Source organism: Ideonella sp. A 288 (assembly GCF_002198735.1).
Classification (GTDB): domain Bacteria; phylum Pseudomonadota; class Gammaproteobacteria; order Burkholderiales; family Burkholderiaceae_C; genus Pseudaquabacterium.
Window position 1 is genome coordinate 1 of record NZ_MWLO01000102.1, and the last position, 26,288, is coordinate 26,288.

The following is a 26,288-nucleotide window of genomic DNA, read 5'->3' on the forward strand; positions in this document are numbered from 1 at the left end:
CGTCGGGCGGTGGCGGCGATTTCGGCGGCGGTGGCGCGTCGGGAGACTGGTGATGAATCGGCTGACCCGCATCCTGAAGCACCGCTGGGTGGACGAGCGCGACGCGCAGCGCGCGCTGCCGCCCGACGCCCTCACCCGCATCGAGACCGCCGTGGCGGCCAGCGAGCGCCGGCACAGCGGCGAGATCCGCGTCTGCGTCGAGGCCGGTCTGCCGCTGTCGTACCTGTGGAAGGGCCTGCAGGCCCGCGACCGGGCGATCACCTTGTTCGGCAAGCTGCGCGTGTGGGACACGGCGCAGAACAACGGCGTGCTGATCTACCTGCTGCTGGCCGAGCACGCCATCGAGATCGTGGCCGACCGCGGCCTGAACGCCCATGTCACGCCGGCCGACTGGGCCCGCATCGTCGGCGGCATGCGCGAGGCGTTCCGGGCCGGTCGCTTCGAGGACGGGCTGCACCAGGCGGTGGGCGCCGTGGATGCGCTGCTGACAAGCCACTTTGCCATCGGCGCCGACCAGCGCAACCCCAATGAACTGCCCAACGAACCGCTGATGGGCTGACGCCGCGGGCGGGCGTCCCGGCGCCAGGTCAGATCGGCTTCAGCCGGCCCTTGACGCGGTCCTTCAACGGCGGGTGGCCGAGCGGCGGCAACTCGATGGGCTCGTCGGGCACGGCCGTGTCGGGCAGGCGCTCGAGCAGATGGCGGATCAACGCGAGGCGACCGCGCCGCTGGTCGTTGAAGTCGACCAGTGTCCAGGGGGCGTGCGGCCGGTGCGTGGCGGCCAGCATGGCGTCGCGCGCGCGACCGTAGTCGGCGTACTTCTCCCGGGCCTTCAGGTCGATCGGCGAGAGCTTCCAGCGCTTCAAGGGGTCGGCCAACCGCTCGGCGAAGCGCTCTTCCTGCTGCTCCTGGTCGACCGTGAGCCAGTACTTGCACAGCAGCACGCCGTCGTCGACCAGCATCTGCTCGAACACCGGCGCCTGCGTCAGGAAGGCCTGCACTTCCGCTTCGGTGCAGTAACCCATCACGCGCTCGACGCCAGCGCGGTTGTACCAGCTGCGGTCGAACAGCGCGATCTCGCCGGCTGCCGGCAGGTGCGCCACATAACGCTGGAAGTACCACTGCGTGCGCTCGCGCTCGCTGGGCTTGGGCAGGGCCACGGTGCGGCACTGGCGTGGGTTCAGCGTGTCGGCAATGGCCGAGATCACGCCGCCCTTGCCCGCGGTGTCGCGGCCCTCGACCACCACGACCAGCCGTTGTCCGGTGTGCTGCACCCAGCGCGCCATCGCATTGAGTTCGAGTTCGAGCTTGCCGAACTGCTCGAGGTAGTCGGACTTGTGCAACTTGTCCGTCGGGTCCTCGGCCGCACCCTTCGCGGGCTTGTCTGCGCCCTTGCGGCCCTTGTCGCCAGCCGTCGTCGACTTCTTGCCCATGGTCCTGCCCCCTTGGCGGTCAGAGCCGCCGCACGACCACGCTGCCGATCGAGTATCCCGCGCCGAACGAGCAGATCACGCCCAGGTCGCCCGGCTTCAGGTCGGCGCGGTGGTGGTGGAACGCGATGATCGAACCGGCCGACGCGGTGTTGGCGTAGGTGTCGAGGATCAGCGGCGCGATGTCCGAATCGACGTCGCGCCCCACCAGCTTGCGCATCACGAACTGGTTCATGCCCAGGTTGGCCTGGTGAAGCCAGAAGCGACGCGCCGCCGTGGGCTCGAAGCCCAGCGAGGCCAGGTGGCCCTCGATGTGCGCCGCGGCCATCGGCACCACCTCCTTGAAGACCTTGCGGCCCTCCTGCCGGAAGGTCTTGTCGCGTGCGTCGGGGTCGGTGTCCTCGCAGCGGTTCAAGAAGCCGAAGTTGTTGCGGATGTTGTTCGAGAACTGGGTGACGAGCTTGGTGCCGACGATCTCCCAGCGCTCGGTGGCGGTGGCCGTGGCATCGGATTCGATGACCATCGCCGTGCACACGTCACCGAAGATGAAGTGGCAGTCGCGGTCGCGCCATTCGAGGTGGGCCGAGGTGATCTCGGGGTTGACCATCAGCACGCACCGGGCGGTGCCGGCGCGCACGGCGTTGGCGGCCTGCTCGATGGCGAAGGTGGCCGACGAGCAGGCCACGTTCATGTCGAAGCCGTAGCCGCGGGCGCCGATGGCCTGCTGGATCTCGACCGCCATGGCCGGGTAGGCGCGCTGCATGTTGGCGCTGGCGCAGAGCACGGCGTCGATGTCCTCGCCGCGCTTGCCGGCGGCAGCCAGTGCCTTCTTCGCAGCGTCGACCGCGATCTCGGCCATCAGCGAGAGTTGCTCGTCGGCGCGCGGCTCGAAGTGCGGGCGCATGCGGTCGGGGTCGAGCACGCCCTGCTTGTCGATCACGTAGCGCTGCTTGATGCCCGAGGCCTTCTCGATGAACTCGACGCTTGAGCCGACCATCGCCTCCACCTCGCCGGCCTCGATGCGCGCGGCCTGGCGGGTGTTGAACCGCTCGGCATAGGCGTTGAAGGCCTCGACGAGTTCGGCATTGGTGATGACATGGGGCGGCTGGTACAGCCCGGTGCCGGTGATGAGCACACGCGTCATGGCGGTCCTTCAGGAAGCAATCTGATGGACAGAGTCTAGGGCAGGCGCTCGGGAACCGGCCATCGGCGGCGACCCGGGCCCACAAAGCACAACGCCCGCCGAGAGGCGGGCGCTGCACGCGGGCGTCGGGCCGCGAATTACTTCTTGCGCAGCTTGGCGATGGCGGCGATCTGCGCGGCCATCACGGCGAACTCGCTCTGCGCCTTGGCGAAATCGACATCGCTCTTGGCGTTCTTCATCGCCTCTTCGGCCAGCTTCTTGGCCTCGTTGGCCTTGGCCTCGTCGAGGTCGTGGCCGCGGATCGCGGTGTCGGCCAGCACGGTGACCGTGCCCGGTTGCACTTCGAGGATGCCGCCGGCGACAAAGACGAACTCTTCCTCGCCGGTGTCGGCGCGCTCGATGCGCACCGCCCCCGGCCGGATGCGCGTGATCAGCGGCGTGTGGCGCGGCAGGATGCCCAACTCGCCGTTCTCGCCCGGCAGCGCGACGAACTTGGCCTCGCCAGAGAAGATGCTGGCCTCGGCGGACACTACGTCGACGTGAATCGTTGCCATATCTATTGATCCTTCAGTGGAGGAAGTGGTGCAAGGAGCAAGCAGTCGGTTGCCAGGCTAGGCGCACCCCGCAGCCGTACACCCGTACGGCGAGGGGTGCAACGACGCATGGCGGCCGAATGCGCCGCTCATTGCGCCGCTTACTGGATCTTCTTGGCCTTCTCGAAAGCCTCGTCGATCGTTCCGACCATGTAGAACGCCTGCTCCGGCAGGTGGTCGCATTCGCCGTTGACGATCATCTTGAAGCCGCGGATGGTTTCCTTCAGCGGCACGTACTTGCCCGGGCTGCCGGTGAACACCTCGGCCACATGGAACGGCTGCGACAGGAAACGCTGGATCTTGCGCGCGCGGGCCACCGCCAGCTTGTCTTCCGGCGACAGTTCGTCCATGCCCAGGATGGCGATGATGTCGCGCAGTTCCTTGTAGCGCTGCAGCGTCGACTGCACGGCACGGGTGGTGCTGTAGTGCTCTTCGCCGACGACGTTGGGGTCGACCTGGCGGCTGTTGCTGTCCAGCGGGTCCACGGCGGGGTAGATGCCCAGCGAGGCGATGTCGCGCGACAGCACCACGGTGGCGTCCAGGTGGGCGAAGGTGGTGGCGGGCGACGGGTCGGTCAGGTCGTCCGCAGGGACGTAGACGGCCTGGATCGAGGTGATCGAGCCGACCTTGGTCGACGTGATCCGCTCTTGCAGGCGACCCATTTCCTCGGCCAGCGTCGGCTGGTAGCCCACGGCGGAAGGCATGCGGCCCAGCAGTGCGGACACTTCCGTGCCGGCCAGCGTGTAGCGGTAGATGTTGTCGACGAAGAACAGCACGTCGCGGCCTTCGTCGCGGAACGACTCGGCGATGGTCAGGCCGGTCAGCGCCACGCGCAGGCGGTTGCCCGGGGGCTCGTTCATCTGGCCGTAGACCATCGACACCTTGGACTCGCCCAGGTTCTCGAGGTTCACGACGCCCGATTCGGCCATCTCGTGATAGAAGTCGTTGCCCTCGCGGGTGCGCTCACCGACGCCGGCGAACACCGACAGGCCCGAGTGCGCCTTGGCGATGTTGTTGATGAGTTCCATCATGTTCACGGTCTTGCCCACGCCGGCGCCACCGAACAGACCGACCTTGCCGCCCTTGGCGAACGGGCAGATCAGGTCGATCACCTTGATGCCGGTCTCGAGCAGTTCCTGTGACGGGCTCAGCTCGTCGTAGCTCGGGGCCTTGCGGTGGATGGACGCTGTGAGCGTCTGGTCGACCGGGCCGCGCTCGTCGATGGGCGTGCCCAGCACGTCCATGATGCGGCCCAGCGTGGCCTTGCCGACCGGCACGGTGATGGCCGCGCCGGTGTTGCTGACCATCAGCCCGCGGCGCAGGCCGTCGGACGAGCCCAGCGCAATGGTGCGCACCACGCCGTCGCCGAGCTGCTGCTGCACTTCCAGCGTCAGCGCGGTGCCTTCGAGCTTGAGCGCGTCGTACACGCGGGGCATGCTGTCGCGCGGAAATTCGACGTCGACCACGGCGCCGATGCACTGAACGATCTTGCCCTGTGCTTGAGTGTTAGCCATTTTTTGATCCTTCAAACGATATTCGGTGGTGTCGGGCCGGGGCTCAACCGCTGATCGCGGCCGCGCCGCTGACGATCTCGGACAGTTCCTTCGTGATCGCAGCCTGGCGGGTCTTGTTGTAGATCAGCTTGAACTCGGCGATCAGGTTGCCGGCGTTGTCGGTGGCCGCCTTCATGGCCACCATGCGCGCGGACTGTTCCGACGCCATGTTCTCGGCCACCGCCTGGTACACCAGCGCCTCGATGTAGCGCGTGAGCAGGTCCTCGATCACCGTGGCCGCGTCGGGCTCGTAAAGGTAGTCCCAGCCGTACTGCGCCTTTTCGGCGGCGGTCTGCTGCAGGCGCTCGGCCGACAGCGGCAGCAACTGCTCGACCATCGGCTCCTGCTTCATCGTGTTGATGAACTTGGTGTAGCAGAGGTAGACGGCATCGACCCTGCCCTCGACGAACGCGTCGAGCATCACCTTGACCGGGCCGATCAGCTTGTCGAGCTGAGGCGTGTCGCCCAGGTGCGTGGCGTGGCTCACCACCTTGGCACCGATGCGGTTCAGGAAGCTGAACCCCTTGTTGCCGATGGCCACCGCCTGCGCCGTGGAACCCGCGGTCTGCAGATCGCGCATCTTGTTGGTGACCACGCGCAGCACGTTGGTGTTCAAGCCGCCGCACAGGCCCTTGTCGGTCGTCACGACGATGAAGCCGCAGACCTTGGCCTTGCCATCCTTGCGCATGTACGCCGACTTGTACTCGGGGTTGGCCTGCGACAGGTTGGCCGTGATGTTGCGGATCTTGTCCGCGTAAGGCCGGGCCGCGCGCATGCGCTCCTGCGCCTTGCGCATCTTCGAGGCCGAGACCATTTCCATGGCCTTGGTGATCTTCTTCGTGTTCTCGAAGCTCTTGATCTTGCCGCGTATCTCTTTACCGACCGCCATGACGGTGCTCCTTTATGGACAGGCTATGGCGGGGGTCAGGCGAAAGACTTCTTGAACGCCGCCACTGCGCCGGCGAGTTCTTCCTCGGCCGCCTTGTCCATGGCCTTGTCGTTCTCGAGCTTGGCCAGCAGCGCGGCGTGGCTCGACTTCAGGTGCTGGTGCAGGCCGTGCTCGAAGGCAAGGATCTTCTTGACGTCGATGTCGTCCATGTAGCCCTTGTTCACCGCGAACAGCGTGGCGCCCATCAGGCTGATCGGCAGCGGCGAGTACTGGGCCTGCTTCAGCAGTTCGGTCACGCGGGCACCGCGGTCGAGCTGCTTACGGGTGGCCTCGTCCAGGTCCGACGCAAACTGCGCGAAGGCGGCCAGTTCACGGTACTGCGCCAGGTCGGTACGGATACCGCCGGACAGGCCCTTGATCAGCTTGGTCTGCGCCGCACCACCCACCCGCGACACCGAGATGCCGGCGTTGATGGCGGGGCGGATACCGGCGTTGAACAGCGCGGTTTCCAGGAAGATCTGCCCGTCGGTGATCGAGATCACGTTCGTCGGCACGAAGGCGGACACGTCGCCGGCCTGCGTCTCGATGATCGGCAGCGCGGTCAGCGAACCGGTCTTGCCCTTGACCTCACCCTTGGTGAACTTCTCGACGTAGTCGGCGTTCACGCGCGCGGCGCGCTCGAGCAGGCGGCTGTGGAGATAGAACACGTCGCCAGGGAAGGCCTCGCGGCCCGGCGGGCGGCGCAGCAGCAACGAGACCTGGCGGTAGGCGACAGCCTGCTTGGACAGATCGTCATAGATGATCAGCGCGTCTTGCCCGCGGTCACGGAAGTACTCGCCCATCGTGCAGCCGGAGTAGGCCGACACGTACTGCATCGCCGCCGACTCGGAAGCCGACGCCGCCACGACGATGGTGTACTCCATCGCGCCGTGCTGCTCGAGCGCGCGCACCACGTTCTTGATCGACGACGCCTTCTGGCCGATGGCGACGTAGACGCAGGTCATGTTCTGACCCTTCTGGTTGATGATCGCGTCGATCGCCACCGCGGTTTTGCCGGTCTGGCGGTCGCCGATGATCAGCTCGCGCTGGCCGCGGCCGATGGGCACCATGGAGTCGATGGACTTCAGGCCCGTCTGCACCGGCTGGCTCACGCTCTGGCGTGCGATCACGCCCGGGGCGACCTTTTCGATCACGTCGGTCATCTTGGCGTTGATCGGGCCCTTGCCGTCGATCGGCTGGCCCAGCGCGTTGACGACGCGGCCGATCAGCTCGGGGCCGACCGGCACTTCCAGGATGCGGCCCGTGCACTTGACGGTGTCGCCCTCGGAGATGTGCTCGTACTCACCCAGGATCACCGAACCGACCGAGTCACGCTCGAGGTTCAGCGCCAGGCCGTAGGTCGGCTGGCCGCTGGCGGTGGGCGGGAACTCGAGCATTTCGCCGGCCATCACATCGGACAGGCCGTGCACACGCACGATGCCGTCGGTGACGGACACGACGGTGCCCTGGTTCTTGATATCGGCCGACGCGCCAAGGCCCTGGATGCGGCTCTTGATGAGTTCGGAAATCTCAGCGGGATTCAGTTGCATTGCTTTCTCCTAGGACCGCAGGCTGCAAGGCTCAGGCAGTCAGGGCGACCTTCATTTGTTCGAGACGGGCCTTGACCGAGGTGTCGAGCACCTCGTCGCCGACCACCACGCGGATGCCGCCGATCAGCTCGGCGTCGACTTCGACACGGGCATTGAGCTTGCGGCCGAAGCGCCTTTCGAGCGAGGCCACCACGTCGACCAGTGCGTCGGCGTCGATGGGAAAGGCACTCTGGATCACGGCGTCGGACGAGCCCGACCGGGCGTTGAGCAGGGCCTTGAACTGCGCAGCGATCTCGGGCAGGACCGCCAGGCGACCATTCTCGAGCACCGTCTGCAGCAGGTTCTTAGCCGGGTTGCCCAGGGACGTGCGGGTGGCCGAGGCGACCACGTCGAACACCTGGGCGACCTGGGTGCGCGGGTCGTCGGCGAAGACGCGCAGTCGCTCGTCGGACGCCACCTGCGCCAGCTCGTCGACCTGCGTGGCCACCGACTGCGCCTCGCTCAGGCCGACCGCCTTGTACAAGGCTTCGGCGTAGGGCCGGGCGATGGTTGCGAGTTCGGCCATGATCAGAGTTCGGCCTTCAGCCGACCCAGCAGCTCGGCGTGGACGCCGGCGTTGACCTCGCGACGCAGGATCGCTTCAGCGCCCTTGACGGCCAGGCCTGCCACCTGCTCGCGCAGGGCTTCGCGGGCCTTGACGGCCTCCTGCTCGGCCTCGGCCTTCGCGGCAGCGATGATCTTGGCGCCTTCTTCGGACGCGCGAGACTTCGCTTCCTCGACCATCTGCTGGGCCAGGCGCTCGGCATCGGCCAGGCGCTTGGCTGCGTCGTTGCGTGCCGACGCCAGCTGCTGCTCGACGCGCGTGTTGGCGGCGGCGAGGTCGGCCTTGGCCTTGTCGGCGGCCGACAGGCCGTCGGCGATCTTCTTGGCGCGCTCGTCGAGTGCGGTGACGATCGGGGGCCAGATGAACTTCATCGAGAACCAGACCAGGATCAGGAACACGATCATCTGGGCGATGAGGGTACCGTTGATGCTCACTTTGTTGCCTCAATCACGGTGACGGGATACCAGGCGAATGACCCGGCGGTGGATGGCTCGCGAACCCTGCCGTGCCGTGGAGACCCACCCCTTGCCAGGGCGGGCTCCATCGTCAAACCAGGAGCGACAAGCTTCCTCGCGATTACTTCGGCAGGTTGGCGATCTGGCCCAGGAACGGGTTGGCCGTGGCGAACCACAGGGCGATACCGGTGCCGATGATGAACGCGGCGTCGATCAGGCCGGCCAGCAGGAACATCTTGGTCTGCAGTTCGCCCATCAGCTCGGGCTGACGCGCGGCGGCTTCGAGGTACTTGCTGCCCATGATGCCGATGCCGATACAAGCACCAACGGCACCCAGACCAATGATCAGGCCGGCGGCGAGAGCGACAAAGCTGATGACTTCCATGATGACTCCTAGTTTGAGAAAAGTGAGTGAAAGAAAACGAAGGAACTGAAACGCTGAAGCCGGCGTCAGTGGGCGTCGTGAGCTTGGCCCAGGTACACCAGGGTCAGCATCATGAACACGAAGGCCTGCAACGCGACGATCAGGATGTGGAAGATCGCCCACACGGTGCCGGCAATGATGTGACCGATGAACAGGCCGATGCCGGTGCCGGTGAGGGACACCGCACCACCCATCAGCGCGATCAGCATGAAGATCAGTTCGCCGGCATACATGTTGCCGAACAGTCGCATGCCGTGCGACACGGTCTTGGCGACGAACTCGATCATTTGCATGAGGAAGTTGATCGGGTACAGGAAGACCTTGTCGCCGAACGGTGCCGCAAACAGTTCATGCACCCAACCGCCGAAGCCCTTGATCTTGACGTTGTAGATGAGGCAGATGATCAGCACCGACACCGACAGCCCCATGGTGACGGACAGGTCGGCCGTGGGCACGACGCGCAGGTAGTGGATGCCGAAGGCTTCACCGATCTTGGGCAGCAGGTCGACGGGCAGGAAGTCCATCGAGTTCATCAGGATGATCCAGACGAACACCGTGAGGGCCAGCGGCGCGATGAGCTTGCGGCTGTTGGCATTGTGGATGATGCCCTTGGCCTGGCCCTCGACCATTTCGACGAGCAACTCGACGGCCGCCTGGAACCGGCCCGGCACGCCCGACGTGGCCGACTTGGCGGCGCGCCACAGGAAGAAGCTGCCCACGATGCCCAGCACGACGGCGAAGAAGATGCTGTCGAGGTTGAACACGGTGAAGTCGACGATCGACGTCTGCTTCTTGTTCTGCAGGTGCGTGAGGTGGTGAATGATGTATTCACCAGCGCTGGGGGCGTGACCTTCTGCTGCCATGGGTTGGATTCCAGTACCGTCTCGTCTCTATTTCGCGCGGCGCCACAGCAGCGCCACCCAATACACCTTGATGCAGACCACCAGACCCACCAGCAAGGCTGGCCAGACCAGAGGCTGCACAACCCGGCCAGCGAATGCGAGCATCGCGACCGAGACTCCGATTTTGACAAGCTCCCACGACATGAAACTGACGGCGGACACGCCGGGTGCCATGCTGGAAAGCCGACTGGTCATGCCGCGCGCCATCAGGGCCCCCGGCACCACCGCGGTGGCCGCGCCATACAGCAACGACCACGCCACCTCGCTCCTTCTCGTGAGTGCCCACCCCAACAGGGCCAGCACCACGCCTACTGCGGCTTGCACCGCCACGACCCGCCACGGTGAGACCGGCGGGTCCTTCGCCCTCAGGGCCGCTGCATCCTCTCGGGACAGTGGCTTGAAAGCTGCGTCTGCCGCCTCATCTTCCCCATCGCTCCAGCCGGATCGTGGGCTGCCTGGTGGGCGGCCCAGTGGGCGGCTTTCTGGGCTGCCCCGGTGGCCTGGACTCGTGACAGGCCGCTCGGACATGGAATGACGGTTACGCTCGGTTTTGGCAAACCTGAGGAGTATACGTGGAAACCCGGTCACTTCCGTCGACCCCATGTCGGCGTCGGACATCAGCGCGCGTCGAGCGGCGCATTCCCCTGTCGGTCTCGTTGCTGGCATTGACCCTCGGGCTGGGCGCCTGCGCCGCCGTCGAAGGCCCGGGCGCCGAGGCGCCGCACCATCGCTCCGGGGGCTTCGGCAACAACCACGTGGAGTTCGCCTCGAAGGACCTGACCGAGTTCCTGCGCTGGCGCTGGAACGCCGTGCGCCAGGGCCTGCCGCGGCCGCCGCAACAGGCCACGCCAACCGTCGCGCCCGACCTGGAATTCATCGCGCGCAACGCACGGGCCGGCGAGGCCATGGTGCCTTCGGCCACCTGGATCGGCCACGCCTCCACGCTGGTGCAGGCCGGCGGACTGAACATCCTGCTCGACCCGATCTTCTCGGAGCGGGCCTCCCCGGTGTCGATCGTCGGCCCGAAGCGCGCGCAGCCTCCTGGCCTGGCATTGAACCAGTTGCCGCGCGTGGACCTGGTGCTGATATCGCACAACCACTACGACCACCTCGACGAGCCCAGCCTGCTCGCGCTGCAGCGGCAGGCCGGCGGGCCGCCGCAGTTCGTCGTGCCGCTGCGCCTGAAGGCCTGGCTCGAATCGATCGGCCTGACCCGCGTGGTCGAACTGGACTGGTGGCGCTCGCACCGCGTCGGCTCGACCGAGGTGGTGCTGACCCCCGTGCAGCACTGGTCGGCGCGCGGGCTGACCGACCGCATGGCCACGCTGTGGGGCGGCTATGCGGTGATCACGCCGCGCTTCAGCGTGTACTACGCCGGCGACACCGGCTACTCGAAGGACTTTGCCGAGACCCGCGCCCGGCTGGCCCGCAAGCTGCCGCGCGGCGGTTTCGACCTGGCGGTGCTGCCGGTGGGTGGCTACGAGCCGCGCTGGTTCATGGCCACGCAGCACATCAACCCGGCCGAGGCTGTGCAGATCCACCTGGACCTCGGTGCGCGCCGCTCGATGGGCGTGCACTGGGGCACTTTCGAGCTGACCGACGAGCCGCTCGACCAGCCGCCGCGCGACCTGGCGGCGGCACGGCAGGCGCGCGGCCTGGCCGACGACGCGTTCTTCGTGCTGGCCATCGGCGAGACGCGCCGCTTCGACGACCCCCGCCCTTGAGCCGCGGCACCCGCGGCGGCCCTCACGAGATCACGGACTGCTGCGCGATGCCGGCATCCACCAGCACGTGCTGGCCGGTCATGCCGTCGGAATCGTCGGCCGACAGGAACAGCGTCGGCCGCGCCACATGGCCCGGGTCGAGCCGGATCTTCAGGCATTGCGCGTCGAGAAAGGCCTGGTCGGCCGCCGGGTCGCGGTGCAGGCTGGTCTGCCGATCGGTGACGATGGCGCCCGGCACCAGGGCGTTGACACGGATGTGGCGCGGCCCGAGTTCGCGGGCCAGCGTGCGCGTGAGGCCCAGGATGCCGGCCTTGGCCGTGGTGTAGCCGACCAGGTTGGGCCGGCCACGCATCCAGCTCACCGAGCCCATGTTGACGATGCTGCCGCCACCGGCCGCCGCCATCGCCGGTGCCACCGCCTGGATGGCGAAGAAGTAGTGCTTGAGGTTGAGCGCCAGGCGGTCGTCCCAGAACTCGGAGGTGACCTCATCCATCGCATGCCGGTCGTCGCGCCCGGCGTTGTTGACCAGGGTGCGGATCGGCCCCAGCCGCTCGATCACCTGGGCCAGCAGCGCCTGGTAGGCCGCGACGTCGCGCACGTCGCAGGCCGCGTAGAGGGGCTCGGCGTGGCCTGCCGCCACCATCTCGTCGCACAGCGCGCGTCCGCCGTCGGGCCGGGTGCCGCAGAAGGCGACCCGCGAACCCTGCGCCGCGAAGGCCCGCACCAGTTCGGCACCGATGCCGGAGCTGCCTCCGGAGATGAACACGACGCGGTCGCGCAGCGAGGGGTACAGGGTGGTCGACATGGCTTGGGCGCCGCGCCGGCGCATCAGAGTTGAACGATGTTCACCGGCAGCCCGGGCACCGGCACGCGCAGGTGCAGCACGCGACCCGACCAGGGCCGCGCGGCCAGTTCGTCGGCCGGCCGGTTTTCGCGCGCCGTGGTGATGTACAGCGTGCGCAGGTCGTGGCCGCCGAAGCAGGGCATGGTGGCACAGCGCACTGGCAGTGCCAACGACTGAAGGACGCGTCCATCCGGCGCCAGCCGCAGCAGGCGGGAGCCCTCGAACATCGCCGTCCAGTAGGCCCCTTCGCTGTCGACCGCCGCGCCGTCGGGCCGGCCGCCGTAGTCGTCCAGCGACTGGCCTTCGGCGCGCGGCGGGAACTGCGCGAACACGCGCCGCCGCGACAGGCTGCCGTCGGCCGCATCGAAATCGAAGGCGTGCACGGTGTGCGCCTTGGTGTCGGACCAGTACATCGTGCGCCCGTCCCCACTCCAGGCCAGGCCGTTGCTCACCGTGATGCCGTCGGCCACGCGCTGCAGCCGGTGGTCGACGAAGCGGTACAGCGCGGCCTGCGGCTCGCGCGGCTCGTCGATGGTGCCGACCCAGAAGCGCCCCTGCGGGTCGCCCTTGCCGTCGTTGAAGCGCTGGCGCGCGGTGTCGTAAGGCGCGGCGGCCAGCCGCGTGCGACGGCCACTGTCGGTGTCGAAGCGCCACAGGCCGTCGCGCATCGCCAGCAGCAGGCCGCCGTCCTGCAGCGGCGCGCAACAGCCCGGCTCCACCGGAAACGACCACTGTGCGTGGGTGCCGCTGGCGGGGTCGAAACGGTTGAGCGCCTGGCCGGGGATGTCGCACCAGTACAGCACCTGCTCGGCCGGGTGCCAGAAGGGCGACTCGCCGAGCTGTGAGGGTGGCACGGGCAGCGGCTGCAGGCCCGACGTGTCGATGGACTCGACCGACGCGCTCGGGTCGTTCGTCGCGCCCATCGCTTCAGATGGGGGCGACGTCGAGCCGGGTCCAGGCCTCGGTGCTGTCGCCCGGCTGCAGCGTGACCAGGCCATGCGCGGCCGGGTCGGCCATGTGGATGGCATTGCTGACGTGGCTGACCGGCTCGACGCAGAAGCAGTCGCGATCGGGCGGGGTGTAGACCACCAGCCGCGACATCGACGAGCTGAGCTGCAGCGAGAACTTCTCGTCGCGGATGCGCGCCGGGCCCGTCCAGCCCTCGAAGCAGTTGTCGAAGCCCAGGTGCACCACGTCGCCGTCGATGCCGGGCTGCGGCACCTTGCGGGTGGGCAGTTGCGCCGCGTCGGCGTCCCAGCGATCGGTCAGCTCGATGTGCAGGCGGCTGCGCTGGCGGCGCGGGAAGTAAGGGTGCCAGCCCAGGCCCACCGGCTGCGGCACCGTGCCGGTGTTGGTGACGGTCATCTGCAGGCGCAGGCCCTGCGGCGTGAGGTTGAGGTACTGCACGGCCTCGAAGGCAAAGGGCCAGTGCCCGTCGGGCTCGTGGCGATAGGCCATGACCACGTCGAGCGGGCTGTGCGCGCGCAGCGTCCAGGCGCGTTGCCAGCCCACGCCGTGCACCGAGTGCGGGCTGTCGGGGAAGTTGGCCTCGGTGGTGTGGTCCTGGCCCTTGAAGCGGAAGCGCCGGTAGCCCAGGCGGTTGGAATAGGGCAGCAGCGGGAAGCAGGCCGACTGGCGCACCTGCTCCAGCGCATGCGGCTCGGTCGAGCGCAGCACCGGTACGTGGTGGTGCCAGAGGCCGGCCACGCAGCCCCCCAGGTCCGGCCGCAGCGCCAGGCGGAGGGCGCCGCTGCGCAGCTCGATGGTGTCGTCGCGGGGCTGGAGGGTGGCGGTGTCGGTCATGTGGGGGGATGGAGTGGGACAGGGGCTGCGGACCACCCGACGCGCCATGGCGCCAAAGAGGTGCAGGGGCACCGATGCTACGCCCTGGCGGCGCATCGCACGGTGGGATCGGTCACGGGTTCGCGGGCAGCACCTCGTCGATGGCCACCAGGCGGCCGCTGTCGATGCTGCGGTGCGCCGCCATGCCGATGGCCACGCTGCGCAGGCCTTCGCGCAGCGTCACCTCGGGCGGCAGCCCGTGCTGCACCGCGTGCGCGAACTGCCGGTGCTCGATGTACGAGGCACCGAAATGCGCGCCGGGATAGCGGATGGCGCTGTCCCACACGCGCCGCACGCCGACCCCGCGGCCGGTGCCCGAGGCCTCGCCCCACACCTGGCGGCGGCCCCAGTCGTCGCGCCGGCCGTAGCGCAGCGTCAGCGAGGGCAGCAGCGATTCGAGCTTGCCTTCGTCGCCGACGATCACGATCTGCTCGTTGTCGACCGAGTTCTCGGCAAACATGCACAGGTCGAGCATCGCGCGCGCGCCGCTGCCGAACTCGACCACCACGTAGGCGCTGTCCAGGATGTCGGGCGCGCGGCCGTCGTAGCGCTCGTCGAGGTGGTTCACCCGCTGGCCGCCGCTGGCAAACACGCGCAGGGCCGGCTCGCGCAGCACCAGTTCCATCAGGTTGAAGTAGTGGCAGCACTTCTCGACCAGCGTGCCGCCGGTGTTGGCCGAGAAACGGTTCCAGTCGCCCACCTTGGGGTAAAACGGCTCGCGATGCTCGCGGATCGCCACCTGGTGGATGCGGCCGACGGCGCCGTCGTGGGCCATGCGGATCATCTCGGCCACCGGCGGCATGTAGCGGTACTCCTGCGCCACCCAGACGATGCCGCGACGGCCCTCGGCGCGCTGCAGCAGCGCCAGGCCGTCCTCGATGCGGGTGACCAGCGGCTTCTCGACCAGGATGTGCGCGTCGGTGGCCAGTGCGTCGCCCAGCACCGCGGCATGGGTGTGGTTGGGCGTGGAGATGACCAGCGCGTCGCAGCCGCCGGCATCGAGCAGCGCGCGGTGGTCGTCGTACACGCGGGTGCCGGCGGCCAGGCGGGCCAGCGCGGCCTCGAGGCTGGGCGCATGGGTGTCGGCGATGGCCACCACCTCGCCGGCGCCGAGCGCGCGGATGTTCTCGATGTGCTCGCGGCCCATGCTGCCGCAGCCGATGAGTCCGTAGCGGATGGGGGAATGGGTCATGTCGATCCGATCGTCGAAAGGGGTGGGTCAACCCTTCAGGCCGCCCTGCGTCAGGCCACCGACCACGCGCTCCTGGAACAGCGCGATCAGCACCGCCACCGGCACGATGGCGACGATCAGCGCGGCCGAGATGATGGGCCAGGGAAAGCTGAACTCGCCCTGGTACAGCGTGATGCCCACCGGCAGCGTGCGCATCGACGCGCTGGCGTTGAGCGACAGCGCCAGCAGGAACTCGTCCCAGGCGTTCACGAAGGCCAGGATGCCGGCGGTGAACACGCCCGGCGCGGCCAGCGGCAGCACCACACGCCACAGCGCACCCAGGCGCGTGCAGCCGTCGATCATCGCGGCGTTCTCAAGGTCGCGCGGGATGCTCTGGAAGAAGCTCACCAGCACAAGCGTGCACACCGGCAGGTTGAGCACCACGTAGGGCAGCACCAGCGCGGTGTAGGTGTTGAGCAAGCCGAGCGAGCGCATGGTCTCGAAGATCGGCACCAGCAGCGTGACCAGCGGGAACATGCTCGACGCGACGATGGCGGTGAGGATCAGCTGCCGGTGGCGCAGGTTGAGCCGGGCGATGGCGTAGGCGGCGCAGGCCGACACGGCCAGCGAACCCAGCGTGGCCAGCAGCGCCACCACCAGGCTGTTGCCCATGTACTTGAGCAGCGGCTGGTCGGTGAAGGCCTGCACGTAGTTGTGCAGCGTGGGCTCGGCCGGCCACCAGGTGATCGGCTTGCGCACCAGTTCGGTCTCGGTCTTCAGCGAGGTGAGCAGGATCCACAGCGCCGGGAAGAAGCCGTTGAACACCACCAGCGCCGCGGCCAGCAGGCGCAGCGATCGACCTTCGAGCAGCGCGCCCATCATTCGTTGCCGATGCGCCGCAGGTACACCGCGGTCACGGCCATCGACATCAGGAACATGGCCACCGCCAGCGTGGAGCCATAGCCGACGTCGAGGTAGTCGATCGTCGTCTTGTGGATCAGCATGGCCAGCGTCTCGGTGGCATTGCCGGGGCCGCCCTTGGTCATCGTGTAGGGGATGTCGAAGGTCTGCAGCGCGGTGATGGTGCGGAAGATCAGCGCCACGACGATCGACGGCATCAGCATCGGGATCGTGATCTGCCAGAACTGCTGCCACTTCGACGCACCATCCACTTCGGCCGCTTCGTACAACGACCGCGGGATCATCTGCAGCCCGGCCAGCAGGATCAGCGCCATGAACGACGAGGTCTTCCAGACGATGGCGCCGCAGATGGCGGCAAAGCCGTAGGCGGGCGTCAGCAGCCACATCGTCGGCTCGGCCGCGCCGAAGCGGCGCAGCACGTCGTTGACCACGCCGTACTCGGTGTGAAAGAACCACGCGAAGATCAGCCCGACAAAGGACAGCGGCAGTGCCCAGGGCAGCAGCAACGCCAGCCGCACCGGCCAGCGTCGCTTGAACGGCAGGTTGGCCAGAAGCGCCAGGCCCAGGCCGACCACCAGCGCGCCCGGCACGGTGATCAGCGTGATCAGCAGCGTGTTGCCGGCGGCGTTGAGGAAATCTTTGTCGCGCAGCACGTCGACGTAGTTCTGCCAGCCGATGAACTTCACCGAATCGGCGCCCCCCGACAGCCGCAGGTCGAAGAAGCTGTTCCACACCAGCTTGCCGATCGGGTAGACGACGATCAGCGCCAGCAGCGCGAAGGCCGGCGCCAGCAGGATGGCGGCAAGGGTCTTCTCGCTGGGGTCTCGCAGGTTCAAGCTGGTTCCCGGTGCACGCCTGGGCACCCTGGAGGGCGCCCGCCGACGAGCGTCGATTGTGTCGCAGCGACGGGGCACTCCGCGCACCGCGCCGGCCCGGGATATCCCCGATCGACGGGCCCTGCGCGGGGCTCGCCGCGCAGGGCCGTGGCCGTCACAGCAGGAAGTCGGTGGCCACCAGGCTGACCAGCCCGCTGAGCTGGATCGCGAAATCGGCCACGCCGTTGCCGTCGACGTCGCCGAACACCGTGGTGACCAGGCCGACCTGCTGGAACCGCAACTCGCCCGCATGGCTACCGAAGGCGGCGCTGCCGATGAAGGCGAAGGCCTGGTCGTCGACCAGGGTGCTGTCGGCGTCGATCATCGAGAGGTCGATCTTGTCGAACTGCAGCGGCACGAAGTCGCGCACGACGTCGGTTGTTGCCCCCGTGGTGCCGAGCTCGCCCACCGCCGTGAAGCGGAAGGTGTCGGCACCGGTGCCGCCGGTCAGTGAATCCAGCCCGACGCCACCGACCAGCGTGTCGTTGCCCAAACCGCCATCGATCGTGTCGTTGCCATCCAGACCCGCCAGCAGGTTGTTGGCGGTGTTGCCCGCGACGGTGTTGGCCAGCCCGTTGCCGGTGCCGTTGATCGCGGCCGTGCCACCGAGCAGGAGCCGGTCGACGTGGTCCGTCAGGGCATAGGTGACCAGGCTGGTGACCGTATCGACGCCTTCGCCGAGGGCTTCGACCACCACGTCCAGCGCGTTGTCGACACTGAAGCTGTCGTTGCCCTGGCCGCCTGCCATCGTGTCGGCCCCGAGGCCGCCGCTGAGGATGTCGTTGCCGTCGCCGCCGGACAGCAGGTTGGCTGCCGCGTTGCCGGTGATCGTGTTGGCCAGGCCATTGCCGGTTCCATTGATGGCCGCCGTGCCGCCGAGCACGAGGGTCTCGACCTCGGCCGGCAGCGCGTAGGTCACCAGCGCGGTCACGCTGTCGAGGCCTTCGCCCGCCAGTTCGACGATCGAGTCCAGCGCATCGTCGACACCGTAGGCGTCGTTGCCCGCACCGCCGGTCATGGTGTCGGCGCCCAGGCCGCCGGTGAGCGTGTCGTTGCCGCCCAGGCCGAAGAGCTGGTTGGCGCTGGCGTTGCCGGTGATCAGGTTGTTCAGGCCGTTGCCGCTGCCGATGATGGCTGCGCCGGTGAGCACCAGGTTCTCGACCTCGGCGGCCAACACGACGCCGTCGAGGGCGGTGGAGACGGTGTCGATGCCGCCGCCCAGGGCCTCGACCACCACGTCGGCCAGGCTGTCGACCAGGAAGGTGTCGTTGCCCAGTCCGCCGTCCATCGTGTCGGCACCCAAGCCGCCATCGAGCGTGTCGATGCCGGCCAGGCCGAACAGCGCGTTGTCCGCGCCGTTGCCCGTGAGCCGGTTGTTCAGCGCATTGCCCGAGCCGGTGACGACATCGGGCGCACCGAGCACCAGGTTCTCGACCTCGGCGGGCAGCACGTAGCCGTCGAGCGCACTGGAGACCACGTCCACGCCACCCAGCGCGGCTTCGACGACCATGTCGCCGATCTGGCCGACGACGAAGGTGTCGTTGCCGAGGCCGCCGAGCATCGTATCGACGCCAAGGCCGCCATCGATCGTGTCGTTGCCGGCCAGGCCCGACATCGAATCGTTGCCGGCGCCGCCGGTCATGACGTTGCCCGCCGCGTTGCCGGTGCCGATGAACGCGCCCACGCCGACGAACTCGAGGATCTCGGCCGCGGCCGAGAGCGTCAACGTCGGCGCGGTGGTGCGCACCGTGTCGATGCCGCCGGTGTCGACGATCGCATCGAGCGCCGAGTCCACCAGGTAGAGGTCATTGCCCAGGCCGCCACTGAGCGTGTCGTTGCCGCCAGCGCCGTCCAGCGTGTCGTTGCCGGCACCGCCGGTGATCGCATTCGGCAATGTGTTGCCGGTGCCGGCAAAGGCGCCGACGCCGTTGAAGGTCAGGCTCTCCACCTCCGGCGCCAGCGTGAGCGCGGGCAGTGCCGTGCGCACGAGGTCGGTGCCGCCGCCTGCCACCTCGGTGACGACGTCGCCCAGGTTGTCGACCACGTAGGTGTCGTTGCCGGCACCGCCGGCCAGGGTGTCGGCGCCGACGCCACCATCCAGCGTGTTGGCGGCGGTGTTGCCGGTCAGGGTGTTGGCCAGGGCGTTGCCGGTGCCGCCGATCGCGGCGACCCCGGTGAGCACCAGGTTCTCGACGTTGGCCGCCAGCACCAGGCTGATCGAGGTGCTGACGGTGTCGGCGCCGCCCAAGTCGAGTTCGACCACGGCGTCGAGCAGGCTGTCGACGACGTAGCTGTCATTGCCGATGCCACCGACCATCGAATCGCCGCCAAGGCCGCCATTGAGCGTATCGTTGCCGTCCAGGCCAGCCAACGTGTTGGCGGCGCTGTTGCCGACGAGGGCGTTGTCCAGCGCATTGCCGGTGCCGGTGAGTGCCAGCGTGCCCGTGAGCGTGAGCTGCTCCACCTGATCGGCGAGCGTCAGGCTCAACGAACTGCTGACGCTGTCGGTGCCTTCGCCTGCGACCTCGATCACCAGGTCGAGCACGTTGTCGACGACGTAGCTGTCGTTGCCCACGCCGCCGCTCATCGCGTCGGCACCCAGGCCGCCGTTGAGCGTGTCGTTGCCCTCCAGCCCGAACAGCTGGTTGGCTGCCGCGTTGCCGAGCATCGAGTTGGCCAGGCCATTGCCCGTACCGGCGATGGCCGCCGTGCCGCCGAGCGTGAGGTTCTCGACCTCGCCCGGCAGCGTGTAGGCCACCGTGGCGGTGGCGGTGTCGAGGCCTTCGCCGGCCACTTCGGTGATGGCGTCGAGGGCGTTGTCGACCAGGTAGCTGTCGTTGCCGGCGCCGCCGGCCATCGTGTCCACGCCGAGGCCGCCGTTGAGCGTGTCGTTGCCGTCCAGGCCGAACAGCCGGTTGGCCGAGGCATTGCCGGTGATCGCATTGGCCAGGGCATTGCCTGTGCCGTCGATGAGGGCCGTGCCGCCGAGCGTGAGGTTCTCGACGTTGTCACCCAGGGTGTAGGTGACCGTGGCCGTGGCCGCGTCGGTGCCGTCGCCGGGCGCTTCCACCAGCACGTCCAGCGCGCTGTCGACGACGTAGCTGTCGTTGCCGGCGCCGCCGTTCATCGTGTCGTTGCCAGCGCCGCCATTGAGCACGTCGTTGCCGGCCAGGCCGAAGAGCTGGTTGTTGGCGGTGTTGCCGGTGATCGCGTTGTTCAGCGCATTGCCACTGCCGCTGGCCACCCCCACGCCGAGCGTGAGGTTCTCGACCTCGGTGGCCAGCGCATAGCCGTCGAGGTTGGCGGTGACGCCGTCGGTGCCGCCGAGCGCGGCCTCGAAGACCGTGTCGCCGGCGTTGTCGACAACGTAGCCGTCGTTGCCCAGGCCGCCTTCCATGAAGTCGGCGCCGGTGCCGCCGTCGATGATGTCGTTGCCCTCGCCGCCGAACAGTTCATCGCGGCCGCCGAAGCCGGCCAGCGAATCCGCGCCCAGGCCGCCGAGCACGCGGTCGGTGCCATCGCCGCCGCGCAGCGTATCGTTGCCATCCTGGCCCTGCAGGTCCGCTGCCACCACGTTCAGGGCCGCGGCAACGGTGTTGGCCAGCGCGTTGGTCGTGGCCACGGCGAAGACCGCATGCCCGATGGCAGGCGCACCGCTGGACGGCGTGACGGTGTAGTCGAACGAGCCGCCCCCTGCACTGGCCGTGATGACCAGCTTGCCGCCCACCAGCGCCACCGTGGCGCCGACCGCGTTCGACACGGCCGTGACGGCCAGCGTGGTGCCGGCCGGCGCCAGGTCGTTGGCCACCAGCGCGGCCGAGTCCAGCAACGAGGACAGACCCAACGTGACCAGCAGGCCGTCGTCGGCCGGTGTCACCGCGGTCGCCGCCACCGTGTACCTCTGGTTTCCGAAGGCACTGCCGCCATTGCCGTCGATGACGCTGTAATCCAGGTTCATCTGGCCAGCGAATCCCGGCAAGGGCGTGATCACGAAGGTGTCGCCAGGCCCTGCGGCCACGGTGCCATTGCTGGCAAACAGGCCCGAAACCGCCAGGACGTCGCCATCGGGGTCGGAGAAGCCGGCCAGCAAGTCCGCCGCGCTGACCGTGTACGCGGTGTCGGCGGTGCCCGCCGGCAGCACGGCCGTGGCCACGCCGCCGGGCGCGTCGTTGACATTGGTGAATGTCAGCGGAAGCGATGCAAACGTGAAGCCGATATTCGAATCGTCGACCCGGTAGGTCAGGGTCAGCGTGCCGGCGAAGTTCGGGCCGGGCGCAATGGTGAAGGTGCCGTCTGCGTTCCGGGGCACAGAGTTGGACAGCACCTGAAGGTCCACCACGTGCAGCGCATCGCCATCGACATCGCTGAAGCCCTGCAGCAGCGTGGTTTCCGGGATGAAGTAGGGCTCACCCTCGACACCGGCCGGCAGCACCGCGGTGGCGGTGCCGGTGGGCGCATCGTTGACCGGCGTGACCACATAGCTGTGCGTCGCCGGCACGCTGCCGCCATGACCGTCGATGACGTCGTAGTTCAGCGTCACCGTGCCGTTGAAGTTGGCGGTCGGCGTCACGGTGAACGTGCCGTCCGGGTTGTTGGCGACGCTGCCGTTGGACGCGCTCACGTTGGCCACGGCGAGCGGGAAGTCGCCGTCGATGTCGGTGAATCCCTCCACCAGCAGACCGTAGCCGAGGAGCGCCGGGACATCCTCGTTGACCGCAGACAACGGCAGGACCGGGGCGCCGCTGGGCGCATCGTTGACCGGCAGCACCGGATAGAACGCCGTCGCCGCCAGGCTGCCGCCGCGGCCGTCAACCACGTCGTAGTTCAGCTGCGTCGGCCCGTTGTAGTTCAGGGTCGGCGTGATCGTGAAGCTGCCGTCGGGGTTGATCGTGACGCTGCCGTTGGCCGCCGTCAGGTTGGCCACTGCCAACGGATCGAGGTCGGGGTCGGAGAAGCCCTGCAGCAGGCTCGCAGAAGTGATCGTCAGCGCGGTGTCCTCGAGCACAGGCCCCAGCACGGCGGTGGACGAACCGACGGGCGGCAGATTGACGACACCACCCGTCTCGTCGGCCCCGGTGACCGGGAACGACAGCTGGGCCAGCGCCGTGAGGCCATGCGCGTCACTCACGCGATAGGTGAAGACATCGTCGACCACGACGCCCACGGCCAGCGCTTCGGTGGCAGGGCGGGCGTTGTCGAGCGCATAGCTGTAGCTGCCGTCGGCGCGCAGCGTCAAGGTGCCGTAGGTGCCGGTGATCAGCGTGTCGCCGACCACCGCGGTCAACGGCGTGCCTGCGGCAGGCGCGCCGCTGCGCCCGCCGGTCACCGAGATCGACTCGCCCAGGCCGACGACGGCAAGGTTGGCGTCGCTGTCGTTGCCCAGCACGGCGCCGGCCGCGGCGGCCACGCCGGGCCCGCTGGCGCCGGCCTCGACCAGGCCAGGACCGACATCGTCGGCCGCCGTCGGCGCCACGTTGACGACGGCCGCGGTGGCGGCCACGGTGCCGCTGGTCCACTGGAAGTGCTCGACGCTGTCGACGCGGTCGACGCCGGTGCCCCCGACAGCCCGGCGATCGGCCACAGTGAAGACGCCGGCCACGTCGGCGCTCACGTCGTAGTCGGCCCAGGCGCCGGCATAGGCCGCGGTGTCGTCGCCGTCCTCGCCGTGCAGGCTGTCGTTGCCGGTATCGCCCACCAGCGTGTCATTGCCGACACCGCCGAGCAGGTTGTCGTTGCCGCCGTTGCCGTTGAGGCTGTCGTCGCCGCCGTGGCCGCGCAACTCGTTGGCGATCACGTCGCCCTTGATCGTGTCGTGGCCCGAACCACCATAGGCGTCGTCGATGTGGGTCGTGGTCGCCTGGGTCAGACCATTGGTGATGGCCGCCACGACGTTGCTGCTGTTGGCCGTGAGCGTGACCACCGCGCCGCGGCCGAGACCGCTGACCAGGCCGTTGTAGGCCGCCTCGACGCCAGTCACCGCGAAGATGGGAATGATGTCTGCGGCCTCGATTGCCGCGCGCACCTGGGCGATCAGCGGATAGTCCTCGCCGAGGCCGTTGCCATCGAGGATGGCATCGCCGTTGTTCGGCGTCGTGATGCCGGCCAGCGCGCCGTCGCCGGCCACGTGGTAATCGGCGTCGGTGAACAGCACGACGAAGCGCGCGGCGTTGGCGCTGAAGCCGACCTCGGCGGCGCGCAACGCCAGCTGCATCAAGCCCTCGATCTGCGCCTCGTTGCCATCGGCACCGGACTGGATCAGCAGGCCGTTGTAAGTGTTGGCCAGCAGCGTGGGGTTGGAGGTCAGCGCCAGCTTCTGCTGGTAGACATAGTCGCCGGGCGAGCCGAACGGGGACACCGGCTTGTCGATGAACGCCGAAACACCGAAGCGGCTGTTGAGTTGCACAGCCTGCAGCGCGGCGACAACCTGCGGCACAAGTGCGCGCACGCTGGCGATGTCGTCGCCGAAGGAGCCGCTCAGGTCCTGCAGGAACTGCACGTCCAGGGGTGACGCCGTGGTGCCGCCGGTGCCCAAGGTGCAGTCGTGGCCGTCGATGCTGCTGTGGGTTTCGCCCGACAGGTCGATGTAGTTGTTGCCGGTGCCGTCGCTGGCGTCGAGCACGTCGTGGCCGAGGAAATCCTCGATGTGCGTGGACGTGCCGCCACCCACCTTGTAGACATCGTCGCCGCTGCCGCCGGACAAGGTGTCGTTGCCCGAGTGCGAATGCAGTTCGTCCGCGCCGTCACCGCCGATCAGCAGGTCGTCGCCGCCCGCGCCGTCGAGCGTGTCGCGGCCGGAATTGCCCGACAGTGTGTTGGCGCCGGCATTGCCGATGGCCGAGCGCGCGGTGCCGGTCAGGCTCAGGTTCTCGATGTGGTCTGGCAACGTGCCGCCGAAGGCGGTGATCACCGTGTCGATGCCTTCGCCAGCCAGTTCCACCACCACGTCGTCGATGAAGTCGACGGTGTAGGTGTCGTCGCCCAGGCCACCGACCATGCGGTCGGCGTCGGCGCCACCATCCATCGTGTCGTTGCCGTCGTTGCCGACCAAGGTCTGCGCGCCGGCCGAGCCGAGCAGCGTGTTGGCCTCGGCGTTGCCGGTGGCGGTGAGGCCGGCACCCAGGACCTGCAGCACTTCGACGTTGGCCGTGGCCGAGTAGTCGACGGTGGCGACCACGGTGTCCGTGCCCGCGCCGACGCCCTCGGTCACCACGTCGGACGCGTTATCGACGCGATAGGTGTCGTCGCCCGCACCGCCGACCAGCGCGTCGGCGCCACCGGCGCCGTCCAGCGTGTCGTTGCCGGCGCCGCCGGTCAGCACGTTGGCGCCGGCATTGCCGGTGGCCGAGTGCGCCGTGCCGCTGAGCGCGAGGTTCTCGATCTCGCCCAACGGCAGCACGTAGTCGAAGGTGACGACCACCGTGTCGTTGCCGCCACCGACGGCCTCGACGACCACGTCGGACGCGTTGTCGACGCGGTAGGTGTCGTCGCCGGCGCCGCCGTCCATCGTGTCGATGCCGGCGGCCCCGTCGAGGGTGTCGTTGCCGGCGGTGCCGGTGAGGCTGTTGGCCCCTGCGTTGCCCGTGCCGGCGCGTGCGGCGCCGGTGAGCTGCAGGTGCTCGACGTTCAGGCCGAGGGTGTAGTTGGCGCTGGCGATCGCCAGGTCGGTGCCGCCACCCACGCCCTCGCTGATGACATCGCCGGCCGCGTCAACGCGGTAGGTGTCGTCGCCCGAACCGCCGACCAGCGTGTCGTTGCCGGCCAGGCCATCGAGGATGTCGTTGCCGGTGCTGCCAGTGATGGAATTGGCCACCGCGTTGCCGGTGCCGCTGCGCGCGGCGCCGGTGAGCTGCAGGTTCTCGAGGTTGGCCGCCAGCGTCCAGTCGATCGACGCGATCACGGTGTCGGTGCCGGCCAGTGCATCCTCGACGATCGTGTCGGCGAGCTGGTCGACCACGTAGCTGTCGTTACCCAGGCCGCCGATCAGGGTGTCGGCGCCGCCACTGCCATCGAGCGAGTTGGCCGAGGCGTTGCCCGAAATCCGGTTGGCACCGGCATTGCCGGTGCCGCGGAAGGCAAAGCCGGAGAGTTCCAGGTTCTCGATCTCGGGCGCCAGCGTGAAGTCGACGGTCGCGATCACGGTGTCATCGCCTTCACCCGCGTTCTCGGCTGCCAGGTCCAGCGCGCTGTCGACCAGGAAGGTGTCGTTGCCTGCGCCACCGATCAGCGTGTCGGCACCGCTGCCGCCATCGATGATGTCGTCGCCTGCGCCTGCGTCGATGCTGTCGTTGCCCAGGTCGCCTTCGATCGAATCGGCGCCGCCACCGGAGACGACAGTGTCGTTGCCGGCCAGCGCGAAGATGTTGTCGGCCCCCTCGCCGATCGCGTGCGGGCCGCTGGCGAAGCCGGAGCCCATCAGGTCGTCACCGACGGTGCCCACGACATTGGCATCCGGACGCCAGCTCACCGGCGTGAACACGGTGTACGCGGACTCGCCGGCTCCGGGCGCGCCGACCAGCAGGTCGGGGTTGCCATCGCCATTCATGTCGGGCGTGATGGCGACCGAGCTGCCGAACAGGCTGCCGGTGTCGCCCACCACCTTGGCGCCGCCGATGCTCTGCGAGATGTCGGCCAGGTTGATCGTGCCGGCGGTGTTGCCGCCCCAGATCGCATACACCGCGCCGGCCTCGGGGCCGCCTTCGTCGTTGCCCGGCGCGCCGATCACGAGGTCCTTGATGCCGTCACGGTTCAGGTCGACGCCACCGGTCACCGACATCGCGGTGAGGTCGTTCACGTCCTCGCCGACGATGCGGAAGCCACCGATGCCATTGGCCACGTCGGTGAGCAGCACCTCGGTGCCATTGGTCTTGCCGAAGACGACATAGGCACTGTCCGAACGTGGCGCGCCGACCAGGATGTCGGGGATGCCATCGCCGTTGATGTCGCCCAGCCCCGCCAGCGCGGCGCCGGCATCGTCGTCGGTGCCACCGACAATGCGGAATCCACCCACGCCGCTGGCGACGTCGGCCAGATCGATCTCGGTGCTACCCGAGGCGCCGAACACGACATAGGCCACGCCCTCGTTGTCGCCCTCGACGAAGGACTTCTGCGGCGCGCCGATCAGGATCTCGGACTTGCCGTCGCCGTTCATGTCGGCCGAGGTGGCCAGCACGCCGCCGATCGCGTCACCGCCCTTCTCGCCGATGATGCGGAAGCCGCCGACGCCGCTGGTCACGCTGCTCAGGTTGACCACGCTGTCGGTGCCCTTGCCGTAGACCACGTAAACGGCGCCTTCGGTGCCGCCATTGCCGCCACCGCCACCGCCACCGAG

The 26,288-nt window shown here is 68.4% G+C and carries 20 protein-coding genes; 2 read left to right on the forward strand and 18 right to left on the reverse strand.

What is annotated here, in order from left to right; genetic code table 11:
* Positions 1-52 precede the first annotated feature (52 nt).
* On the forward strand, positions 53-559 hold the full coding sequence (locus tag EOINJALH_RS09725; protein ID WP_088280160.1) for a TPM domain-containing protein: 507 nt from the start codon (positions 53-55) through the stop codon (positions 557-559).
* Positions 560-587: 28 nt separating this feature from the next.
* On the opposite strand, the gene ppk2 is transcribed toward EOINJALH_RS09725, so the two are convergent.
* The 11 genes from ppk2 to EOINJALH_RS09780 form a co-directional block, all read right to left on the reverse strand.
* Positions 588-1,433, reverse strand: a complete 846-nt coding sequence (gene ppk2, locus EOINJALH_RS09730) for a polyphosphate kinase 2 (RefSeq protein ID WP_088280161.1) — start codon at positions 1,431-1,433, stop codon at positions 588-590.
* 19 nt (positions 1,434-1,452) lie between these two features.
* The gene (locus EOINJALH_RS09735; protein WP_088280162.1) at positions 1,453-2,574 is read right to left on the reverse strand and encodes a beta-ketoacyl-ACP synthase III; all 1,122 of its coding nucleotides are present in this window, start codon (positions 2,572-2,574) and stop codon (positions 1,453-1,455) included.
* 137 nt (positions 2,575-2,711) lie between these two features.
* A complete protein-coding gene (locus EOINJALH_RS09740) occupies positions 2,712-3,128 on the reverse strand; it encodes a F0F1 ATP synthase subunit epsilon (RefSeq protein ID WP_088280163.1) in 417 nt (138 codons plus the stop codon).
* A 140-nt stretch (positions 3,129-3,268) separates the two neighbouring features.
* Complete coding sequence (gene atpD, locus EOINJALH_RS09745) at positions 3,269-4,681, reverse strand: F0F1 ATP synthase subunit beta (protein WP_088280164.1); 1,413 nt, start codon at positions 4,679-4,681, stop codon at positions 3,269-3,271.
* Between the two features lie 43 nt (positions 4,682-4,724).
* On the reverse strand, positions 4,725-5,609 hold the full coding sequence (gene atpG, locus EOINJALH_RS09750) for a F0F1 ATP synthase subunit gamma (RefSeq protein WP_088280165.1): 885 nt from the start codon (positions 5,607-5,609) through the stop codon (positions 4,725-4,727).
* A 35-nt stretch (positions 5,610-5,644) separates the two neighbouring features.
* Positions 5,645-7,198, reverse strand: coding sequence for a F0F1 ATP synthase subunit alpha (gene atpA / locus EOINJALH_RS09755; protein WP_088280166.1), 1,554 nt, complete (start codon positions 7,196-7,198; stop codon positions 5,645-5,647).
* 31 nt (positions 7,199-7,229) lie between these two features.
* Complete coding sequence (locus EOINJALH_RS09760; protein ID WP_088280167.1) at positions 7,230-7,763, reverse strand: F0F1 ATP synthase subunit delta; 534 nt, start codon at positions 7,761-7,763, stop codon at positions 7,230-7,232.
* Positions 7,764-7,765: 2 nt separating this feature from the next.
* Positions 7,766-8,236 carry a F0F1 ATP synthase subunit B gene (locus EOINJALH_RS09765; protein WP_088280168.1) on the reverse strand — a complete coding sequence of 157 codons (471 nt, stop codon included), beginning with the start codon at positions 8,234-8,236 and terminating at the stop codon, positions 7,766-7,768.
* 142 nt (positions 8,237-8,378) lie between these two features.
* Positions 8,379-8,642 carry a F0F1 ATP synthase subunit C gene (gene atpE, locus EOINJALH_RS09770; protein WP_088280169.1) on the reverse strand — a complete coding sequence of 88 codons (264 nt, stop codon included), beginning with the start codon at positions 8,640-8,642 and terminating at the stop codon, positions 8,379-8,381.
* A gap of 65 nt (positions 8,643-8,707) precedes the next feature.
* On the reverse strand, positions 8,708-9,544 hold the full coding sequence (atpB, locus tag EOINJALH_RS09775; RefSeq protein WP_088280170.1) for a F0F1 ATP synthase subunit A: 837 nt from the start codon (positions 9,542-9,544) through the stop codon (positions 8,708-8,710).
* A 27-nt stretch (positions 9,545-9,571) separates the two neighbouring features.
* Positions 9,572-10,249 (reverse strand): ATP synthase subunit I, encoded by a 678-nt coding sequence (locus EOINJALH_RS09780; RefSeq protein ID WP_310732298.1) that lies wholly within the window; start codon positions 10,247-10,249, stop codon positions 9,572-9,574.
* Here EOINJALH_RS09780 and EOINJALH_RS09785 point away from each other — a divergent pair.
* Positions 10,240-11,307 carry an MBL fold metallo-hydrolase gene (locus tag EOINJALH_RS09785; RefSeq protein WP_234413760.1) on the forward strand — a complete coding sequence of 356 codons (1,068 nt, stop codon included), beginning with the start codon at positions 10,240-10,242 and terminating at the stop codon, positions 11,305-11,307. The two genes, EOINJALH_RS09780 and EOINJALH_RS09785, sit on opposite strands and share 10 nt — an antisense overlap.
* Before the next feature lie 22 nt (positions 11,308-11,329).
* Here the strand turns inward: EOINJALH_RS09785 and EOINJALH_RS09790 are convergent, their stop codons facing one another.
* The 7 genes from EOINJALH_RS09790 to EOINJALH_RS33305 all read right to left on the reverse strand — a co-directional run bounded on the left by EOINJALH_RS09790 (position 11,330) and on the right by EOINJALH_RS33305 (position 26,237).
* On the reverse strand, positions 11,330-12,112 hold the full coding sequence (locus EOINJALH_RS09790) for an SDR family NAD(P)-dependent oxidoreductase (RefSeq protein ID WP_088280179.1): 783 nt from the start codon (positions 12,110-12,112) through the stop codon (positions 11,330-11,332).
* A 23-nt stretch (positions 12,113-12,135) separates the two neighbouring features.
* Positions 12,136-13,074: an SMP-30/gluconolactonase/LRE family protein gene (locus tag EOINJALH_RS09795; RefSeq protein ID WP_088280172.1), complete on the reverse strand. Its 939-nt coding sequence runs from the start codon at positions 13,072-13,074 to the stop codon at positions 12,136-12,138.
* A 4-nt stretch (positions 13,075-13,078) separates the two neighbouring features.
* A complete protein-coding gene (locus tag EOINJALH_RS09800) occupies positions 13,079-13,954 on the reverse strand; it encodes an aldose 1-epimerase (RefSeq protein ID WP_088280173.1) in 876 nt (291 codons plus the stop codon).
* A gap of 112 nt (positions 13,955-14,066) precedes the next feature.
* A complete protein-coding gene (locus EOINJALH_RS09805; RefSeq protein WP_088280174.1) occupies positions 14,067-15,185 on the reverse strand; it encodes a Gfo/Idh/MocA family protein in 1,119 nt (372 codons plus the stop codon).
* A 27-nt stretch (positions 15,186-15,212) separates the two neighbouring features.
* Complete coding sequence (locus EOINJALH_RS09810; RefSeq protein WP_088280175.1) at positions 15,213-16,043, reverse strand: carbohydrate ABC transporter permease; 831 nt, start codon at positions 16,041-16,043, stop codon at positions 15,213-15,215.
* Positions 16,043-16,921, reverse strand: a complete 879-nt coding sequence (locus EOINJALH_RS09815) for a carbohydrate ABC transporter permease (RefSeq protein WP_199873284.1) — start codon at positions 16,919-16,921, stop codon at positions 16,043-16,045. Before EOINJALH_RS09815 ends, EOINJALH_RS09810 begins: the two co-directional genes overlap by 1 nt.
* Before the next feature lie 154 nt (positions 16,922-17,075).
* On the reverse strand, positions 17,076-26,237 hold the full coding sequence (locus EOINJALH_RS33305) for a cadherin-like domain-containing protein (RefSeq protein WP_310732299.1): 9,162 nt from the start codon (positions 26,235-26,237) through the stop codon (positions 17,076-17,078).
* Between the last annotated feature and the right edge of the window lie 51 nt (positions 26,238-26,288).

Coding starts and splice junctions, on each gene's coding strand:
- EOINJALH_RS09725 (WP_088280160.1), top strand. CDS start 53: ATGAATCGGCTGACCCGCATCCTGAAGCACCGCTGGGTGGACGAGCGC.
- ppk2 (WP_088280161.1), bottom strand. CDS start 1,433: ATGGGCAAGAAGTCGACGACGGCTGGCGACAAGGGCCGCAAGGGCGCA.
- EOINJALH_RS09810 (WP_088280175.1), bottom strand. CDS start 16,043: ATGGGCGCGCTGCTCGAAGGTCGATCGCTGCGCCTGCTGGCCGCGGCG.
- EOINJALH_RS09760 (WP_088280167.1), bottom strand. CDS start 7,763: ATGGCCGAACTCGCAACCATCGCCCGGCCCTACGCCGAAGCCTTGTAC.
- atpA (WP_088280166.1), bottom strand. CDS start 7,198: ATGCAACTGAATCCCGCTGAGATTTCCGAACTCATCAAGAGCCGCATC.
- EOINJALH_RS09735 (WP_088280162.1), bottom strand. CDS start 2,574: ATGACGCGTGTGCTCATCACCGGCACCGGGCTGTACCAGCCGCCCCAT.
- EOINJALH_RS09780 (WP_310732298.1), bottom strand. CDS start 10,249: ATGCCAGCAACGAGACCGACAGGGGAATGCGCCGCTCGACGCGCGCTG.
- EOINJALH_RS09795 (WP_088280172.1), bottom strand. CDS start 13,074: ATGGGCGCGACGAACGACCCGAGCGCGTCGGTCGAGTCCATCGACACG.
- atpE (WP_088280169.1), bottom strand. CDS start 8,642: ATGGAAGTCATCAGCTTTGTCGCTCTCGCCGCCGGCCTGATCATTGGT.
- EOINJALH_RS09790 (WP_088280179.1), bottom strand. CDS start 12,112: ATGTCGACCACCCTGTACCCCTCGCTGCGCGACCGCGTCGTGTTCATC.
- atpG (WP_088280165.1), bottom strand. CDS start 5,609: ATGGCGGTCGGTAAAGAGATACGCGGCAAGATCAAGAGCTTCGAGAAC.
- atpB (WP_088280170.1), bottom strand. CDS start 9,544: ATGGCAGCAGAAGGTCACGCCCCCAGCGCTGGTGAATACATCATTCAC.
- EOINJALH_RS09740 (WP_088280163.1), bottom strand. CDS start 3,128: ATGGCAACGATTCACGTCGACGTAGTGTCCGCCGAGGCCAGCATCTTC.
- EOINJALH_RS09800 (WP_088280173.1), bottom strand. CDS start 13,954: ATGACCGACACCGCCACCCTCCAGCCCCGCGACGACACCATCGAGCTG.
- atpD (WP_088280164.1), bottom strand. CDS start 4,681: ATGGCTAACACTCAAGCACAGGGCAAGATCGTTCAGTGCATCGGCGCC.
- EOINJALH_RS09805 (WP_088280174.1), bottom strand. CDS start 15,185: ATGACCCATTCCCCCATCCGCTACGGACTCATCGGCTGCGGCAGCATG.